This is a genomic window from Novosphingobium kaempferiae, assembly GCF_021227995.1.
GTDB classification, from domain to species: domain Bacteria; phylum Pseudomonadota; class Alphaproteobacteria; order Sphingomonadales; family Sphingomonadaceae; genus Novosphingobium; species Novosphingobium kaempferiae.
This window is the reverse complement of record NZ_CP089301.1, coordinates 1,054,228-1,071,182: the sequence shown is the minus strand read 5'-3', so window position 1 is coordinate 1,071,182 and position 16,955 is coordinate 1,054,228. Positions and strand designations below refer to the sequence as shown.

16 protein-coding genes are annotated in these 16,955 nt (G+C 67.5%); 7 read left to right on the top strand and 9 right to left on the bottom strand.

Translation table 11 applies throughout. The features are described 5' to 3' along the window. From LO787_RS04925 to crtY, 3 genes are read right to left on the bottom strand one after another with little or no spacing between them, the layout of a single operon-like run. Entirely contained in the window at positions 1 to 438 is a 438-nt protein-coding gene (locus LO787_RS04925) for a T6SS immunity protein Tdi1 domain-containing protein (protein ID WP_232494734.1), read from the bottom strand. Then, complete coding sequence (locus LO787_RS04920) at positions 435 to 1,913, bottom strand: phytoene desaturase (protein WP_232494733.1); 1,479 nt, start codon at positions 1,911 to 1,913, stop codon at positions 435 to 437. The genes LO787_RS04925 and LO787_RS04920 overlap by 4 nt, the downstream gene beginning before the upstream one ends. Next, complete coding sequence (crtY, locus tag LO787_RS04915; protein ID WP_232494732.1) at positions 1,910 to 3,109, bottom strand: lycopene beta-cyclase CrtY; 1,200 nt, start codon at positions 3,107 to 3,109, stop codon at positions 1,910 to 1,912. Before crtY ends, LO787_RS04920 begins: the two co-directional genes overlap by 4 nt. 74 nt (positions 3,110 to 3,183) lie before the next feature. Between crtY and LO787_RS04910 the strand changes: the two genes are divergently transcribed. Together LO787_RS04910 and LO787_RS04905 are read left to right on the top strand one after the other, a co-directional pair. Next, positions 3,184 to 3,723, top strand: a complete 540-nt coding sequence (locus tag LO787_RS04910; protein WP_232494731.1) for a GNAT family N-acetyltransferase — start codon at positions 3,184 to 3,186, stop codon at positions 3,721 to 3,723. Between the two features lie 74 nt (positions 3,724 to 3,797). After that, positions 3,798 to 4,655, top strand: coding sequence for a MipA/OmpV family protein (locus tag LO787_RS04905; protein WP_232494730.1), 858 nt, complete (start codon positions 3,798 to 3,800; stop codon positions 4,653 to 4,655). Position 4,656: 1 nt separating this feature from the next. Here LO787_RS04905 and LO787_RS04900 read toward each other — a convergent pair whose 3' ends face one another. Together LO787_RS04900 and LO787_RS04895 are read right to left on the bottom strand one after the other, a co-directional pair. Beyond that, the gene (locus LO787_RS04900) at positions 4,657 to 5,241 is read right to left on the bottom strand and encodes a uracil-DNA glycosylase family protein (RefSeq protein ID WP_232494729.1); all 585 of its coding nucleotides are present in this window, start codon (positions 5,239 to 5,241) and stop codon (positions 4,657 to 4,659) included. Positions 5,242 to 5,289: 48 nt separating this feature from the next. Further along, a complete protein-coding gene (locus tag LO787_RS04895; protein WP_232494728.1) occupies positions 5,290 to 6,576 on the bottom strand; it encodes an MFS transporter in 1,287 nt (428 codons plus the stop codon). A 204-nt stretch (positions 6,577 to 6,780) separates the two neighbouring features. On the opposite strand from LO787_RS04895, the gene LO787_RS04890 reads away from it, so the two are divergent. The 5 genes from LO787_RS04890 to LO787_RS04870 all read left to right on the top strand — a co-directional run bounded on the left by LO787_RS04890 (position 6,781) and on the right by LO787_RS04870 (position 11,602). After that, the gene (locus LO787_RS04890; protein WP_232494727.1) at positions 6,781 to 7,632 is read left to right on the top strand and encodes a DODA-type extradiol aromatic ring-opening family dioxygenase; all 852 of its coding nucleotides are present in this window, start codon (positions 6,781 to 6,783) and stop codon (positions 7,630 to 7,632) included. 78 nt (positions 7,633 to 7,710) lie between these two features. After that, positions 7,711 to 7,911 (top strand): hypothetical protein, encoded by a 201-nt coding sequence (locus LO787_RS04885; protein ID WP_232494726.1) that lies wholly within the window; start codon positions 7,711 to 7,713, stop codon positions 7,909 to 7,911. Between the two features lie 2 nt (positions 7,912 to 7,913). Continuing rightward, positions 7,914 to 9,263: an AtzE family amidohydrolase gene (locus LO787_RS04880; RefSeq protein ID WP_232496264.1), complete on the top strand. Its 1,350-nt coding sequence runs from the start codon at positions 7,914 to 7,916 to the stop codon at positions 9,261 to 9,263. 80 nt (positions 9,264 to 9,343) lie between these two features. Further along, positions 9,344 to 10,711, top strand: a complete 1,368-nt coding sequence (locus LO787_RS04875; RefSeq protein WP_232494725.1) for an amidohydrolase family protein — start codon at positions 9,344 to 9,346, stop codon at positions 10,709 to 10,711. Positions 10,712 to 10,750: 39 nt separating this feature from the next. Then, positions 10,751 to 11,602, top strand: coding sequence for an exonuclease domain-containing protein (locus tag LO787_RS04870; RefSeq protein WP_232494724.1), 852 nt, complete (start codon positions 10,751 to 10,753; stop codon positions 11,600 to 11,602). A gap of 5 nt (positions 11,603 to 11,607) precedes the next feature. On the opposite strand, the gene LO787_RS04865 is transcribed toward LO787_RS04870, so the two are convergent. The 4 genes from LO787_RS04865 to LO787_RS04850 all read right to left on the bottom strand — a co-directional run bounded on the left by LO787_RS04865 (position 11,608) and on the right by LO787_RS04850 (position 16,951). Continuing rightward, positions 11,608 to 11,967, bottom strand: coding sequence for a hypothetical protein (locus LO787_RS04865; RefSeq protein ID WP_232494723.1), 360 nt, complete (start codon positions 11,965 to 11,967; stop codon positions 11,608 to 11,610). Continuing rightward, positions 11,964 to 12,848: a hypothetical protein gene (locus LO787_RS04860; RefSeq protein WP_232494722.1), complete on the bottom strand. Its 885-nt coding sequence runs from the start codon at positions 12,846 to 12,848 to the stop codon at positions 11,964 to 11,966. The genes LO787_RS04865 and LO787_RS04860 overlap by 4 nt, the downstream gene beginning before the upstream one ends. Next, positions 12,845 to 13,909, bottom strand: coding sequence for a DUF2235 domain-containing protein (locus LO787_RS04855; RefSeq protein WP_232494721.1), 1,065 nt, complete (start codon positions 13,907 to 13,909; stop codon positions 12,845 to 12,847). The genes LO787_RS04860 and LO787_RS04855 overlap by 4 nt, the downstream gene beginning before the upstream one ends. A gap of 210 nt (positions 13,910 to 14,119) precedes the next feature. Beyond that, positions 14,120 to 16,951: a TonB-dependent receptor gene (locus LO787_RS04850; protein ID WP_232494720.1), complete on the bottom strand. Its 2,832-nt coding sequence runs from the start codon at positions 16,949 to 16,951 to the stop codon at positions 14,120 to 14,122. Positions 16,952 to 16,955: the final 4 nt, after the last annotated feature.

Here is a 16,955-nt window from a genome sequence, read left to right as displayed (position 1 = left end):
TCAGTCGACTACCTTGATGTTGACCAGCGCCCCTTCCGGCAGATCGCGGGTCTGCCGGGCGAGATCGCCGGATAGATAAATAAGCTCGACGAGGTCGACCTTGACGAGATTCTCGTGGCCATAGTCGCCCGACAGCAGCGCGGGAAGCGCCAGACTGTAGACTTCCCCGACCGCAGGCGGGCCGAGCCGCTGCGCGGCGGCATCGACCAGTGCATCGGCACGCCAGATGACCTGCGTTTCCTCCAGCGCCATGTGGTTCTTCGCCCCCGCCTCGTCACCGAGGCAGGTCAGTTCGCAAAGGTCCGGGTCGAGGTAGTGGAACGCGCCGTCGCTGTCGATCACCAGCATGTGGCCCATCAGGCTGTGCGCGACGACTTCCGTGAAGGTCACCCCCGTCCAGCCCCAAGCGGCGTTGAGGGCCCGAACTTCGCGGCTCAACGCAGGTCTTCCAGCATGAGCTTGGCGGTCGCCTTGGCGCTGCCGACGACGCCGGGAATACCTGCGCCGGGATGCGTGCCCGCACCGACGAGGTAGAGATTCTTCAGCTTGTCGTCGCGGTTGTGGCCGCGGAAATAGGCGCTCTGCGTCAGGATCGGTTCGAGGCTGAACGCATTGCCCTGCCACGCGCCGAGGTCCATCTCGAAATCGGGCGGGGCGTAGTGGAAGCGGGTGACGATGCGGTCCTCGATATCGGGGATCAGGCGGCGGCCGACTTCGGCGATCACGCGCTGTTCGAGGGCAGGGCCGACTTCGGCCCAGTCGATCGGCAGCTTGCCCATGTGCGCGACGGGGATGAGCGCGTAGAACGTGCTCTTGCCCGCCGGCGCCATCGTGGGGTCGGTGACGGTCGGGTGGTGAAGGTAGATCGAGAAGTCACGCGGCAGCACGCCATGCTCGAAAATGTCGTCGAGCAGGCCCTTGTAGCGCGGGCCGAACAGGATGGTGTGGTGCGGGATGCCGGGCCAGGTGCCCTCCAGCCCGAAATGGACAACGAAGAGGCTGGGCGAAAAGCGCTTCTTCGCGAGGCTCTTCGCCATTTCCTGCCCGCGCACGGTATCGGAGAGCAGGGTGCCGTAAGTGTGCATGAGGTCGCCGTTGGAGGCGACGGCGTCGAACCGCTCGCGCCATCCGCTTGCGCATTCGACTTCGGTCACCTGATCGCCGATGGTGTGGACCTGCCGCACCTTGTCGCCGATCCGCAGGGTGCCGCCGAGCCGCTCGAACAGCGCGGCCATGCCTTGCGCCAGCCGGTTTGTGCCGCCCTTGGTCCACCAGACGCCGCCGTCCTTCTCCAGCTTGTGGATCAGGGCGTAGATCGCGCTGGTGCTCATCGGATTGCCGCCGACCAGCAGCGTGTGGAACGAGAGCGCCTGGCGCAGATGCTCGTCCTTCACGTAGTGGGAAACCATCGAATAGACCGACCGCCACGCCTGATAGCGCGCCAGCGCGGGTGCGGCCTTTATCATGCTGGAGAAGTCGAGGAACGCCTCGTGCCCCAGCTTGACGTAGCCTTCCTGCCAGACCCCGGCGGCGTAGCGTTCGAACTCTTCGTAGCCCGAGAGGTCGGCGGGGGCGACGCGGGCGATCTCGCGGCGCAGGGCGCCTTCGTCGTTCGAATAGTCGAACGTCACGCCATCGGTCCAGTTGAGGCGGTAGAACGGCATGACCGGCATCAGCGTCACGTCGTCCGCCATGTCGCGCCCGGACAGCGCCCAGAGTTCGCGCAGGCATTCGGGGTCGGTGACGACCGTCGGGCCGGCGTCGAAGGTGAAGCCGTCCCGCTCCCATGAATAGGCGCGGCCGCCCACCTTGTCGCGCGCTTCGACGAGGGTGGTGGCGATGCCGGAGCTTTGCAGCCGGATCGCCAGCGCGAGGCCGCCGAAGCCGGCGCCGATGACGCAGGCCTTCTTCAAGAAACCGCTCCGAGATCGGCGAGCGGTCGGCCGCGCCCGGTCAGGCTGGCCAGCGCCGCGCCCACGGGGACCGGCGGCTTTCCGGCCAGTACGCGGGCCATGTCGAGCGGGGTCGACTGCCCGGCGTAGAACCGCTCGATCGCGCGTTCGGGCAGGGTGTAGAAGTGCGCGAGCATGCGCCAGCGCTCCGGCCCGTCGGCCGCTCCGAAGAGCATACGGCTCAACATTCGATAGAAGCGCGTTTCGCGCCAGTGCTGTGCGGCCCGGTCATGACTTGTCCTTGATAGGGCTGAGCCCGAGAGATTGTCGAGGCCGGTCAGGTAAAGTGCAAATCTTACCGCATCGGGAATCGAGTAGGATGTGAGCGGATGGACCAGCGCAGCGCGGGTTCCGGCGCGCGGCAGGTCGCCGCCGTCGCGCCAGAACGCGTCGAAATCGCCGCCCGCGATCACCGGAAGCACGCCGGTTTCCTCGTATTCGACGCTCTGGACGGCCCAGCCTTCCCCTTGTGCGTAATCGGCGATCCGCTGGCGCAGGGCAGGTAGATCGAGGTTAGGAGTGTCGGAATAATAGGTGTCCTCGACGAAGATTTCGGTCGGGGAGAAGGGCAGGCAGTAGACGAAGCGGTAGCCGTCGATCTGCGCCACCGTCGCATCCATCACGATCGGGCGGTCGAGGCCGTGCGGAGTGGAGAGGCGGAGCCGCTGGCCCACGAATTTCTGCCACCCGCCCTCCATATGGGCGAGGCCCCGGCTGCCGCGGGCGTCGATAACGGCCCCGGCGGAGAAGCGGCGGCCATCGGCGAGGGTCAGGCCGGAGGCGTCCGCCTGAACCACTTCGGCGCCGGTCACGATGCAGTCGGCGGGGAGGGCGGCGCGCACGGCGCGGTCCAATAGCGTGCCGTTGGCGCTGCAATAGCGCGTGGACAGCGTGCGGCTGAGACCGGGGAAGCGGACCTCGTAGCCGTCCCAGCGCGCGGCGACGATCGGGGCGACGAGCGCCTCCGCGCCTTCGGGCAGGTCGCTGGCGAAGAACGACCAGACATGATGTCCGCCGAGCCGTTTCGCACCCTCGAAGATCATCACCTTCAGGTCCGGCCGACGCGCTGCGAAAGCGAGCGCGATCAGCCCTCCGGCGAGGCCGCCGCCGAGAATCGCAAGGTCGCAGGATGCCGGATCGGCCGATTTTTGCTGCATCGCGGCGCTGTTTAGGGGCTGCGAACGATTGCTGCAACTTGGCAGACCCTGCGGATTACTGCATGTTAATGACGATGAATGGGCAACTGACCGTTTGCGACGCCGCGTCGGGGGATGCGGCCGCAATAGCCGAGATTTACGCGCACTACGTGCTGGAAAGCACCGCGACGTTCGAGACCGAGCCGCCGGACGTGGCGGAATCGGAGCGGCGGATGCGTGAGTTGCTCAAGGGCGGCTACCCGTTCCTCGTCATGCGCGACGATGCGGACCGCGTGCTGGGGTTCGGCTTCGCGCAGCGCTACGGACCGCGCGCGGGCTATCGCTACAGCGTGGAGACCACCATCTACGTGCGGCAGGACAGCCTCGGGCGCGGCATCGGCAGCGCGTTGCTCCAGGCGCTGCTGACCGAGTGCGAGGCGCGCGGGTTCCGGCAGGCCTTCGCGGTCATCGCGGCATCTGAACCGGCATCTGTCGTGCTTCATGCCCGCGCCGGGTTCCTGCCGGTCGGCACGCTCACGGCAGCAGGCTGGAAGCACGGGCAGTGGATCGACGTTTTCCTCATGCAGCGACCGCTGGGCGAGGGCAACGAGACGCTTCCCGAAGGGGCAGGCTGAGCCGCAGGGCGGGCGAGGCGAGCAACAACGGTACAATCGATGCGTTGGTTTTCCTGAGCATTCAGGGGAATTTCATGCACCTACGCATTACTGCCCGGCTATTCGCGACCGCCGCCACGCCGCTTGCCTGCCTGATTGCGATCCCTGCGTCAGCGCAGGAAGAACCTGCCGAGAACGTGCTCGACGGCGATCATCTCACGGTCGGCGTGGGCGCGGTCTACGTGCCGAGCTATCGTGGGTCCGACGACTATGTCGTCACCCCGATCCCGCTGGTGCGCGGCAAGTTCAAGGGCGTCGACATCAATCCGCGCGTCGCGGGCGTGGCGCTGGACTTCATTCCCGACGACAGGGAATCGGGCATCGGCTTCTCGCTCGGCCCGGTGGCGACGGCCTCGTTCAACCGCAGCCGTCGGATCCGGGACGACGTCGTGCGCGCGGCGGGCAAGCTCGATCCGGCTATCGAGGTCGGCGCCTCGGCGGGCATCACCAAGTACCGGGTGCTGCACGAATACGATGCGCTGACGCTCTCCGCCGACGTAAAGTGGGACGTGAACGGCGCGCACAAGGGCATGGTCGTGACCCCGGCGATCAGTTACGCGACCCCGCTCAGTCCGGCGCTCGTCGCGGTGGTCGCCGTCAGCGCCCGCCACGTCGACGATGATTTCGCGCGGTACTACTACTCCGTCACGCCGGAGCAGAGCGCGGCGAGCGGCCTTCCCGTTTACAGCGCGAAAGGCGGATGGGACAGCGCCAATGCCTCGATGCTGGTGAACTACGATCTTTCCGGCGATGTCCGCGACGGTGGCCTCTCGCTGTTCGGCATCGCCAACTATTCGCGCATGCTGAACGACGGCAAGGACACGCCGTTCACTGCCATCCGGGGCGATGCGGACCAGTTCATCGTCGGCGCGGGCGTCGCCTACACGTTCTGATTCAGTCGAGTGCCGCCGCTACCCGCCGCCTGAGTTCGGGGAGCACTTCGTCTTCGAACCACGGATGCTTCGCCATCCACAGGCGGCTGCGCCATGCCGGGTGCGGCAGCGGGAACAGGCCGTCCGGCGCATCGCGCCAGCGCCGCACCGTCTCGGTAAGGTTCGGCGCGAAGCCGCGCGGCAGGTAGCGCTTCTGCGCGTACTGGCCGACCAGCAGGGTCAGGCGCAGTTCGGGCATCTGCTCCAGAAGGGGCGCGTGCCAGCGTGGCGCGCATTCGGGGCGCGGGGGCTTGTCGCCGCCGCTCGCCTTGCCCGGGTAGCAGAAGCCGGAGGGCATCTGCGCGACCTTCGTGACGTCATAGAATGCTGCCTTGTCCAGCCCGAGCCAGCCCCGCAGCCGGTCGCCGCTGTCGTCGTCCCACCCGATGCCGCTGGCGTGGACCTTGCTGCCCGGCGCCTGCCCGATGATGAGCATTTTCGCCGTGCTGCTGGCCGCCACGAAGGGGCGTGGTTCGAAGCCCAGCGCGTCTTCGCACTGGCGGCAGGCGCGGATGTCGCGGAGCAGGGTGTCGAGCGATGACGCCATGCGCCGCGAAGTGGCTTGCGCCTTCGCCCGATGCAAGTCCGATGGTGTTCAGCCTGCCGCGAAGGCGAGGTCGCCGGTGGGTTCCTCGGCCTTGCGGCGGACCCGCGTCCGCCCGTCCGCGCCGATGCCGGGGAGGAAAAACAGCAGCGCCATGCCCGCGCCCAGCACGACGATGATCGCGATCGAAGCCTGATCGTAGGCGCCGGTCGCGCCGTAGCTCAGGTCCATCGCCGCCGGGGTCAGCCCTTGTGCGAGGATGACGGCGGCGTAGAGCACCGAGTTGATCGAGCCGAAGTGCCTGAGCCCGAAGTACCGCGAGCAGAAGTAGGACAGCGCGCCGTACTCCGCGCCCATGCCGATGCCGAGCAGGACGCCCGCCGCCGTGACGGCGAGGCTGCCCTGTCCGAACTGGAGCAGCGCGAGGCCCGCCATCGCGGCGGCATACATCGGCACCACCAGCAGCGGCGTGCGCAGGCGGTCGAGCAGGCCGCCGGTCACGACCTGCCATGCGGCTGTGACGAGCGCGAAAGTGGCGACCACGCCGGTCGCCTCGCCCAACCCGAAGCCCCGGTCGGTCATCATCGGGACGACATGGGTGAACACGGCGGTCATGCCGCCCGCTCCGCTGGCGACGGCGATCAGCAGAACCCAGAAACGGCCGGTGGATGCGGCTTCGCGCAGGGTCATGCCCTCGAACACGCGCTCCGGCTCGTCGGGCTTGCGGGCGACGTGGCCCGGCGTGTCGTGCAGCCACAGCCACATGATCGGAAAGCCGACGAGGAGCACGATGGCGCCGATCGCGCCGTAAGTGGCACGCCATCCGATCATCGGCAGCAGGATGCCCGCGACGACCGGCATCATCGTCGCGCCGACGCCGTTGCCGACACCCGCCGTCACGCCCAGCATCAGCCCGCGCCGCGCGTCGAACCAGTTGGAGACGATCTTGGCGATCATCGGCGAGGCGCAGGTCGCCCCGGCAAGGCCGATCAGGCCGAACTGGAGGTAGAACAGCCAGATGTTGCCGGTGGTCTGCGAAAGGCTGGCGACCAGCAGGCCCAGCGCGATGTTCCCGCAAAGGATGATCGGCCGCGCGCCTACCTTGTCCATCGTGCGCCCGATCAGCGGATAGCTCGCCGCCGCGACGATGGCGATCAGGCCGAGCACGCCCGACACTGCCGCGCGCGACCAGCCCAGTTCCTCGGAGATCGGCACCAGGAACGTCCCGAAGGGCGCGCTGATGGCGGCGGTGAGGCACACGAGGTTGCCGGTCGTCGCGGCGATGGCCAGTCGGGTGGCAGCGGGGCGGGAGGCAGAGGTCGGCGTGTCTGTCGGCATGGGGGCGGGGTCTCCGGGGTCCGGCTGCCCGGAGTAAATGCCCGCAAGCCCTCGATCCCAAGCGATTATCGCCGCGCTGCAACAATTCCTTCGCCAGCCATCAACTATGCGCGCTTGCGCAATGCGGGGCACGACACGACTTTGCACACAGCGGCTTACGGGCCGGAAAACCACGCGCGATCAACCAAGGGACGATTCGCCACAATGAATGTTCAGACGGCCGAGATGACCTCCTCCACTGCCAGCGCTGCCAGCCGGATGCCCACCTACTTCATCCCGCACGGCGGCGGTCCCTGCTTCTTCATGGACTGGTCCGTCATGGGCGGTCCTGCCGACACCTGGGACAAGACCGAGGCCTGGCTGCGTGCCCTCGTTTCGACGCTGCCGGAGAAGCCCAGGGGGATTGTCGTGATCTCGGGGCACTGGGAGGAATCGGCCTTCACCGCCTCGACCGCCGTCGAGCCGGCGATGATCTACGACTATTACGGGTTCCCGCCGCATACCTATGAACTGAAGTACCCCGCGCCCGGCTCTCCCGCGCTGGCGGAGCGGGTGGTGGAACTGCTCAAGGGTGCTGGCCTCCCCGCGCGTACCGATCCCGCACGCGGGTTCGACCATGGCGTCTTCGTCCCGTTCCTGCTGATCGACCCCGACGCGACGATCCCGGTCGTGCCGCTCTCGCTCAAGGCGGACCTCAACCCCGCCGAGCACATCGCCGCCGGCCACGCCCTCGCCCCCCTGCGCGACGAGGGCATCCTGATAGTCGGCTCAGGCATGAGTTACCACAACATGCGCGGCTTCCGCACCCCCGCCGCCACGCGTCCCTCCGCAGTGTTCGACCAGTGGCTCACCGGCGCGGTCGAGGCTGCTCCCGCCGAGCGCGAGACGCAGCTGGCGCATTGGGGCGACGCTCCGGCCGGGCGCCTGTCCCATCCGCGCGAGGAGCATCTGCTGCCGCTGATGATCGCCGCCGGTGCAGGCGGGGATTCGGCAGGGGTCAAGGTGTTCGGCGACAACGTCATGATGGCCGACATCTCGGGCTACCGCTTCGGCTGATCCTTCGCCCCTTGCCGCGTTCCGGCAAGGCTGTAAGGGTGGCCCCTCGATCCGTGGCGAGCGAGGGAGATCAAGCCGGTGGCCGAAAACAGCGTGAAGGCGGCGCGCCCCAGCGAGGACAGCGTGCGCCTGCGGATGGCCGAGGCAGGCATCGCCGCGCCGGACGAGTGCGTGCCGGGCGTGCTCTCCAACCTGATCGTGCTGCAGGACCACGTCGCCACTCTGCGTGCCTTCGCGCTCGACCCGCGCAGCGCCAGCGCGATGCGGTTCGAGGCGTGACCATGCACGGCGATCCGCTGGCCGCGATTTCCATGGCCGCCCGCGTGCGCGGGGGCGAGATCACCGCGACGCAGCTCTGCACCGCCGCCTTCGACAAGGCCGAGGCGCTGGGCGGGGAGCGTAGCGGCTTCACCCGCCTGCTGCGTCGTCGTGCCCTTGCGCGCGCCGCGGCGGTCGACAAGCTGGTGGAAGCGGGGCTCGATCCCGGCCCGCTGGCGGGCGTCCCCTTCGGCGCGGCGGACCTGTTCGACGTTGCCGGTGAGATCACCACCGCCGGTTCGCGCACGCGCCGCTGCGCCGCCTTCGCCAGCCGTGACGCCAAGGCCATCGCCCTGCTCGAAGCGGCGGGCGCGGTGCTGATCGGCACGCAGAACATGGATGAGTTCGGCTACGGCTTCGTCACCATGAATGCCGAGTACGGCACCACCCGCAATCCGCACGATCCCGAGCGTGTCGCCGGGGGCGCGGCTGGCGGCTCCGCCGTCGCGGTGGCGACGGGCGTGGTGCCGATCAGCCTCGCGTTCGACACCAACGGCTCGCTGCGCGTGCCTGCGGGCCTGACCGGCGTAATCGGCCTCAAGCCCACATATGGCGACCTTCCACGCGACGGCATGTATCCCTTCGTAGAGAGCCTCGATGTTGTCGGCGTGCTGGGCCGCGATCTCGACGACGTGGCGCTGGTTCGCACGATCCTGCGCGAAGGCGCGCCGGAGCGGCAGGAGCCACTGCGTGGCGAGATCTCGTTCGGGCGCCTGATGAGCTGGTTCGACGACAATATCTCGGAGGAGATGCGTGGGCCGCTCGATGCCTTCTGGGGTCGTCTCGGGCGCATCAGCTTCGAATTGCCGCACTCCGAGATCGCCCGCGCCGCCGCCTCGGTCATCATCGCCGCCGAAGGTGCGAGCCTCCACCGGCCCGCGCTGGAGGCCGACCCCATGCAGTTCGAGCCGCCTGTGCGGGACCGCATGCTGGCAGGTCTGCTGCTGCCGAGCGACGACTACCTCGCCGCGCAGCGCTTCCGCAGCTGGATCCAGGCGCGCCTGCGCCGCCAGTTCGAACTGGCCGACGTGCTGTTCACGCCCGCCGCGCCGGGCTTCGCGCCGACCGTCGCCGACCCGACGATGACGTTCGAGGGCAAGCCGATCCCGGCGCGCAGCCACCTTGGCATCTATACGCAGCCGATCAGCCTGATGGGCCTGCCTGCGCTGGTGCTGCCGCTGGCGGGCGATTTCGCGATGCCGCTCGGCATCCAGCTCATCAGCGCCGCAGGGCATGAGCCGTTGCTGTTCCGCGCGGCTCGCCAGCTTATCGACAAGGGGCTTTGCGCAGTCCCCGCACCACCCGCGATCTAGCGTCAACAATTGCGCCGCGTGGATGCAAGCCTGCATCGGTTCCTGAGCTAAGCTGACGGGCATCATCACGGCAGGGACGCATGCAGGCAGACATTCTCATCACCGGCGCCGTCATCGTCACGATGGATGCCGAGCGCCGGGTCATCCGCGACGGCGCGCTGGCCATTTCAGGCGATACGATCGTCGCGGTGGGCAAGGCTGCCGACCTCGCCGGGATCGAAGCGCGCGAAGTGATCGACGGCGCTGGCTTCCTGCTGACGCCGGGCTTCGTCAACACCCACGTCCACATTACCGAGACGCTGATCCGGGGCTTCGTTCCGGGTGACCTGCCGTTCGACGAGACGCTGGGCCGCTGGGTCATCCCGCTCTACAAGGACCATTCCCCCGCCGAGCAGGCAGTCGCGGCAAAGCTGGCCATCGCCGCGATGCTCCGCACCGGGACGACGACATTCCTTGAGGCGGGCACGGTGATCGCCTTCGACGAGGTGATGGGCGCCATCGAAAATACCGGCATCCGTGGCCGCGTAGGGCGCTGGACCGAAGATCGCGCCTGGGATCCGGCGGCGGATGCGCAGAAGCTGACGCGCGACGCCTTCGCCGCGCTGGAGCGCGACCTTGCCGCCTATCCGCAGGACGGTCGCCGCGTGGCCGCATGGCCCAACCTCATCGGCCACATGACCGCAACGGACGGGCTGTGGCAGCAGGTTGCGGAACTCGCCCGGCGCACCGGCACGGGCGTCTCGGCGCACATGAGCCCGGTCGCCAACGATGCCGAGTGGTATCTCGCCGAGACCGGGCGGCGACCGGTGGAGCATCTGGCGGAGCTTGGCGTGCTGGGGCCGCACCTCAACCTCGTCCACATGGTCCACCTTGACGCGCGGGAGGCGGAACTGGTCGCGGCGAGCGGGACCAACGTGACGCACTGCCCCGACGCGGCGCTGCGCGGCGGCTATGGCACGATGCGCCGGGGCCTGTTCCCGGAAATGGCCGGAGCGGGCGTCAACATCGCGCTCGGCACGGATGGGGCGGACAACCACGACATGATGCGCGTGATGAGCCTCATGGCCTCGCTGTTCCGGGACGCACGAGAGGACCGCTCGCTGTTCCCCGCGCATCAGGCGCTGGAGATGGCGACGCTGAACGGCGCGCAGGCGATGGGATTGTCAGGCACGGTGGGCGCGCTCGCACCGGGCATGAAGGCGGACGTGGCGGCGCACGATATCCGTCGCCCGGAATGGGTGCCGCTCAACAATCCGGTCGAGCAGCTCGTCTCCTCGGCGGACGGACGCGGCGTCCATTCGGTGTGGGTGGATGGCGTGCGGGTGGTGGAGAACCACCGTTGCACGCTGATCGACGAGGACGCGCTCCAGGCCGAGGGGCAGGTGATGGCCGAGGCGATACTCGCCCGCTCGGGCCTGCCGCTGGTCAGCGAGTGGCCCGTCCTCTGAACGGTCGCGGTTCCGGCGCGGGATTGCTAAGGGCAGGCCATGCAGTCACCGAATCCCGCCGCTGAGCCCGATTTCGTCGTCGTCGACGTCGAGACCGCGTGCTCGCGCGTCAGCAGCATCTGCCAGATCGGCATCGTCGGTTTCCGGGACGGGCAGGAGGTCTTCGCCTACGAGACCCTCGTCGATCCGCGCGACGAATTCTCACCCTTCAACATCGGTATCCACGGCATCACCGCCGGTCATGTCGAGGGGCAGCCGAGCTTTGCCGATATCCACGGCATCGTCGATGGCTACCTGAGCGGCCGGGTCACCGTCGCCCATTCGTGGTTCGACAAGGGCGCGCTGGCGGCGGCCTGCCGGGTCGGCGAGCGGCCGATGATCGAGACGCAGTGGCTTGACAGCGTGCGCGTGGCGAAGCTGGCCTGGCCGCAACTGGCAAGCCACCGGCTTAACGTCCTCGCCGGTTTCCTCGGCATCGAACACCGGCACCATGACGCGCTGAGCGACGCCCGTGCGGCGGGCATGGTGATCGTCAAGGCCATCGACCATACAGGCATCGACCTCAAGGGCTGGCTGGCCAAGCCCGAGCGTTGCCGCGCCAAGGCGCCCGTTCCCGCCGCGACAGGGCCGCTCGAAGGCGAGCGGGTGTGTATCCTCGGCGAGCCTCGCGACGGGCCGCTGGCGCATTTCGTGGCGAACGCAGGCGGCCGTGTAGTCGCGTCGGTGGGAGCGACGACGACCATGCTCCTGGTCGCGCGGCAGCAGCCTTACGGACGCTGGGTCGATGCGAGCCAGCCCTATCGCAAGGCAGAGGAATTGCGCAGGGCGGGCCGTTCCATCGCGATCGTGAACGAAGTCGCCCTCCGCGCGCGGTTGGCCGGAGCTGGCTGAGGCGATCAGATCACCACTTTGGCGACGGCGAGCACCTGATCCACCAGTTTCAGGAATTTCGTCATCCCGTTGATGAAGTCCTGCAGCTTGTCGAGGTCGGCGATGGCCTTCTCGATGTCCGGGATGGCGGCCTCCACCTTGCTTGCCGCCTTGGTGATCTCGGCGGTCTGCTGCGTGAAGAGCTGTCGGCCGACCATGTTGACGCGCGCATTGACGTCGGAAATCTCGTCGAGCAGCGCGATGACCTGCGACTTGGTGGTCGCCGTGCCGACCGCCTTGTCCAGCGTCGCGACGAGGGCGACGAGGTCGCTGTGCAGCTTGGCAAGGTCGGGGTTGGCGCCGACGGGGACGGGATCGGGCATCATTGACCTCCTTCCTCCTGCGCGGACTTGACGGCATCGAACAGACGCTCGTTCTCGTCTGCCTGACGCGCGATGAGGGCGAGCAGGCGCGAGGCGCTGGCGGGTGCCTCGGCAGCCTCGGCGGCGTGGGCCTGCGCCAGCGACAGGAGCGACGATCGCAGCCCGGCGAGCGCCTGCAACTGCGCGTCGCGGCGGTCCAGCGTGGCGAGATACTCGTCGATCAGGGCGCGCTGCTGCGCCGCGTCCTTCGCCTGCGCCGCATCGACATAGGCTTCGCGTACGCCGCGCAGCGAGTCGGTCCAGTTGCTCGCCACCGTGCCCCTCAGGCCGCTGCCGTCGTCGGTGCCGAGCGCCGTGGCCATCTGCGTCAGGATGGTCTGGATGGCAGGATCGGTCGCGCGGATGATCCGTACCGCGTCGCGCTGGGCCTTCTGCTGGACGATCAGCCCGGCAAGGCTGGCGAAGCCGGTGGCGACTTCGGGGCTGATCCTCGCGCCGAGCCCGTTGAGCTGCGCCCCCAGCGCGGTGACGGCGTCGCCCGCGTCGGTCTGCCGCCTGGCATCGCTTAGCGAGGCGATAAGGGCGGCATAGCGTTCGATACCGTCGAACGCGGACTGCCACGCCGCGATGTCCTTGGGATCGACGGCGACGGTGAAGCTGTTCTCCGCAAGACCGATCGCGCCGGACCGGATGAAGCGCTCCACCGAGACATCGCGCGCCAGCTTGTTGCTTTCGGCAAGCGCGGTCTGCGACTGCCGGTCGACTATGGCGACGCCTTCCCCGAACTGGATGAAGCGCGTGGACTCCATCGTGCGCGCGCATCCGGCGAGCAGCAGTCCGGTCGATGCGAGGGCGAGGGGAACACGGGACAGGCGCGGGATCATGGAATCAGCCCTTTGCTCTTCAGGTAGGCGACGAGGTTGCGGGGCGCATAAGGGAAGGGCGCGTAAGGGCCGGGGTTCGGACGAGGATCGGCGCTTCCGGCGCGATAGCGGTCGAAGGCGCTGTCATGCAGCTGCTCGCTGGCGTCGGCACCGAGCGTGCGGTCGCGCGTGCCCTGCAGCTTCCAGAAGCTGCCGGTCGCGGAATCGATCAGCGCGCCGCGGGCCGTGCCCGCCTGCACCTTCTCGATGCGCCGGTCTATGTAGTCCTCATCCAGCGTCAGCAGCGGGCGCACCTTCTCGCACATCCAGAGGAACGCGATGTCGGAGAGCACCGCATCCGGGTATCCGCCGCCGATGTTGCTGTGCGCCCCGGCGAACCAGCGCTGCTCCACCGTTTGCGCCGTCAGGTCGGTGGCGGTCGTGTCCCAGATCGCGGGGGAGAAGTTCTTGCGCCGCTCGTCGATGGCGAGGGCCTGGTAGGCATGGCGGATCCGCTTGCCGAGCTTCACGTCGTGGAAGGCATGGCGCTTGCGCCCCAATCCGCCGAGGAAGTTGCCGGGAATGCCGAGCGACCCCACCGTATCCCACACGCCGACGAAGGCGATGTCCGGCACGCGTCCGTCGATCCAGCGGCGGTCTATGAAGTCCACCGTCCGCTTGTCCACCGGCGTCCGGTAGTATTCCCAGACGCGCGGCAACTGGTCGAGGTCGCCCTTGCGCAGCAGGCCGACGAGGCTGACGAGCCCGGCAAGGCTGCGCACGGTATAGGCCCCGCGCGAAAAGCCGAACATCAGCAGGTTGTCGCCCGGTTCGTAGTTGAGGCAGAAGAAGCGGTAGGCCTGCTGGACCTTCTCGCTCAGCCCGGTGCCGAGCGCACCACCGATCACGCGCTCGACGACGTTCCCGACGCCGACGCCCTCGTCGTAATACACCACCTGAAGGCTTCCGTCGGCAGCGCGGGGAGGGACCGCGCGGGCCATCTTGGTGACGTTGGTCGGCGCGCCTTTCTGGTCGGCGGTGTTCCACGTACCGTCACAGCATACCACGAGGGACTTGGCCATTTGTCACTGCCCTTTCGATCGTAATGCGTGCGACCTGAAACGCAGTGAATGCCCTTAGGGATGTTCTTGTAATTTTCGGCGAAGTTACAGTACGGCCATGCAATTTCGCAAGAATTATAACTATGCTTAACGAAATAGTCCGATGGCGCTGTAATTGCGATCAAATCGTGCTGAATGTCGAGGTATGGCACGCCCCTCAGGGCATGCAGGTCAAAACAGCGCGATCTGTGCCCCGATCCAGACCGTGCGCCCATTGTTCCGCGTCTGGTACGCGGGGCCGTAGTCGGTGACGCCGTAGCGGTCGACGATGTTCTGGTCGAACAGGTTACGCACCTCGATCATGCCGCGCACATTGGGAGAGAAGGCGTAGCTTGCCTGCAGGTCCACCAGCACGCCGTATGACGTGCGCCGGTCGTTCCTGGGGTCGTAGCTGAGTATCGGCGTCGAGGACTGCTTCTGCGCGAAGAGATTGGCGGAAAACGGCCCCTTGTTGTAGTAGAGGACGGCGTTGAAATAGTTCGTCGGAGCTGCGAAGACGAGCCGGGTGTCGGACGCGGCCACGCCGTTGCCGCCGTCGATGGCGGTCAGCTTGTAGTCGATGTAGGCATAGGACAGCATCACGCCGAGCGTTCCGAGCCGCCTCGGGAAGAACGACAGGCTCGGGTCCACCCACGCCAGTTCGACGCCGCGCATGCGGCCGTAGACCTTCCTGCCGTTCACCTCGTCGACGTTGGTCGTGTAGGTCACGATGTCCCGCACACCGTCCGGCCCGATGGTCTGCGTGGTGCTGGTGGCTGGAATGTCGCTCAAGCGCTTGCCGAAGACGCCGAACGACAGATAGGCGTCGTAAGGTCCGTAATAGTACTCGGCGGTCGCCTCCAGATTGTCGGACCGCGTCGGCTTGAGGTAAGGACTGCTGTAGCTGACCGAGCGCGTGACCGGTGTGTCGTAGCTGGTGACGAGCCGCCTTGCCGTGCCGTTGATCGGTGGACGCTCCAGCGTGCTCGAAAATGACGCGCGCAGTTTCAGGCGTTCGCTGGCGTCCCAGTCGCCGTAGATTGCGGGCAGGAAGTGCCAGTAGCTCTGGCGATAGTGCATCGGCCCCCACATCCCCGCCGCGTCCGGCTCGACATCACTCAGGGTGCGGCGGGTATAGGCGGCTCTCAGTCCGGCGGAGATGCGGCCGCGTTCGAAGCCGTAGGTCGCTATGCCGTAGAGGTTGACGACCCGTTCGGTGCCACGAAAATCCTGCCCGTGCTCATCGGCGGGATCGGCTTCGTACACGCCGTTGGGGTCGGGAGAGGGGGCTCCGCGTGCATCCAGCAGGGCGAGAAGTCGGGCTTTATCGACGTCCACGGGCCTCAGCGAGATTACCGAAGACGCCTGCGTGACCTCCGAGAGATTTATGGACTGGCCCGGCGGCAGGATACGCGCATAGCCGTTCTGCATGTCATGGCGGCGCAGCGTCTTGAGCTGGGAGCCGAGCTTCACGCCGAAGCCGGTGTCCTGGTCCACGGCATTGTGGGCATAGTCGATGCGGGCGAGGTAATTGCGGTCGCGGCTGTCGAGGTCGAGCACGGTTGCTTTGCCGCCCAGTAGGTAGCTCGCCGGATCGGGTTGCAGGGATGCGGAGCCTGCGGGCAAGTCCAGATCGCTGCCTGAAAAGGCATAGGCCAGCGGCGCGCCGAGCGTATTGCCCTGGGCGACAAAGCCGCCGGTGGACAGACCCGACTGGCGCACATGGTTCAGCGTCGCGCCGAGGCGGACCGACAGGCTGTCATCGTCGCCGAGCGCGTAGTCGGCGCCCACCTGCACGATATGGTCTCGGATCCGAGGGCTCGACAGGTGATTGAACCCGTACACTGCGGAACCCGAGACGGGGAAGTTGCCGCCATGGTCCGTCACGTTGGTCGCGTTGCTGGCCGAGACGGTCACGGCGGAGGTGATCTGGTCGGTGGTGTAGTTGTGGGAGAAGTAGAAATACTCGGCGAAGAGGGCCAGCCGGTCGTTCGGCTGGAAGTCCAGCCGGGCCATCGCATAGACACGCTGGGTGCGGGTGTAGGTCTGCCCCCGCGTAAGGCGACCATCGGGGACGAGGTTTCCGGCGATGTCCCGGTAGCCCGCGACCGACAGGGCATCCTGCCGCGATCCCAGCCGGTCGGTGCCCGCCCCCAGCGCGAGGCCTATGCGTCCTTCCTCATCCAACCTGCCGCGCCACGTCGCCGAGGCGCGCAGCGGCTGCCGGGTATCGAGGATGCCGCCCGAACGGCTGTTGATGCCTGCGAACAGCCGGGCTTCCAGCAGGTGTTCGCCCGCTCCGTCGAGCCCGCTGATCGTGGAAAGCGTGACGTGCGCCGCGTTCGAATTCTCGTCGAGGTCCGGGGTGGCGGCGGTGGTGACGACGGTGCTCTTGAAGAGGGCCGCAGGTATCACCTCCGTCGAGGTCGCGCGGGACCGGGCGACGTAGTTGGTGAGCAGAACGCCGTCGATCGACTGCGATGCCGCTGCGTTGTTCATGCCGCGAATGGAGACGTACCGGTTCTCGCCGCTCTGCGTGTCGTTGCGGCGGACGCCGGGGAGGCGGATGAGGGCGTCGGATATGCTCAGCGTCGGCAGGCGCTTGACGTCGAGTTCGGTGACGACGCCTGTCGGCGTGTCGCCCGCGCGCTTGATCGTGCCGTTGCGGCGCCCGTCCGTGACGATGATCTCCTCCGCCCGCGAATGGGTGTCGACCGGACGGCGCGGCGGAGCGGGACGTGGCTTCGCGCGGTAGATGACGAAAGTACCGGCATTCAACTGGCGGTACGCGAGGCCGGTCCCCGCCAGCAGCCGGCGCAGAGCGCTTTCGACACCCATGCTGCCGGAAATCCTCCGGTTTTTCAGACCGCGAACGATCTCCGGCGGGAAGAGGATGCCGGTGCCGCTCTGTACCGCGAGGCTGCGCAGCGACTCAGCCAGCGATCCTTCCGGCAGCATGACCTGCGCTGTCTGCCTGGACTGCGCGCATAGCGGAGCAGGCACCAGAAAAGATGCCGCAGTCATCACG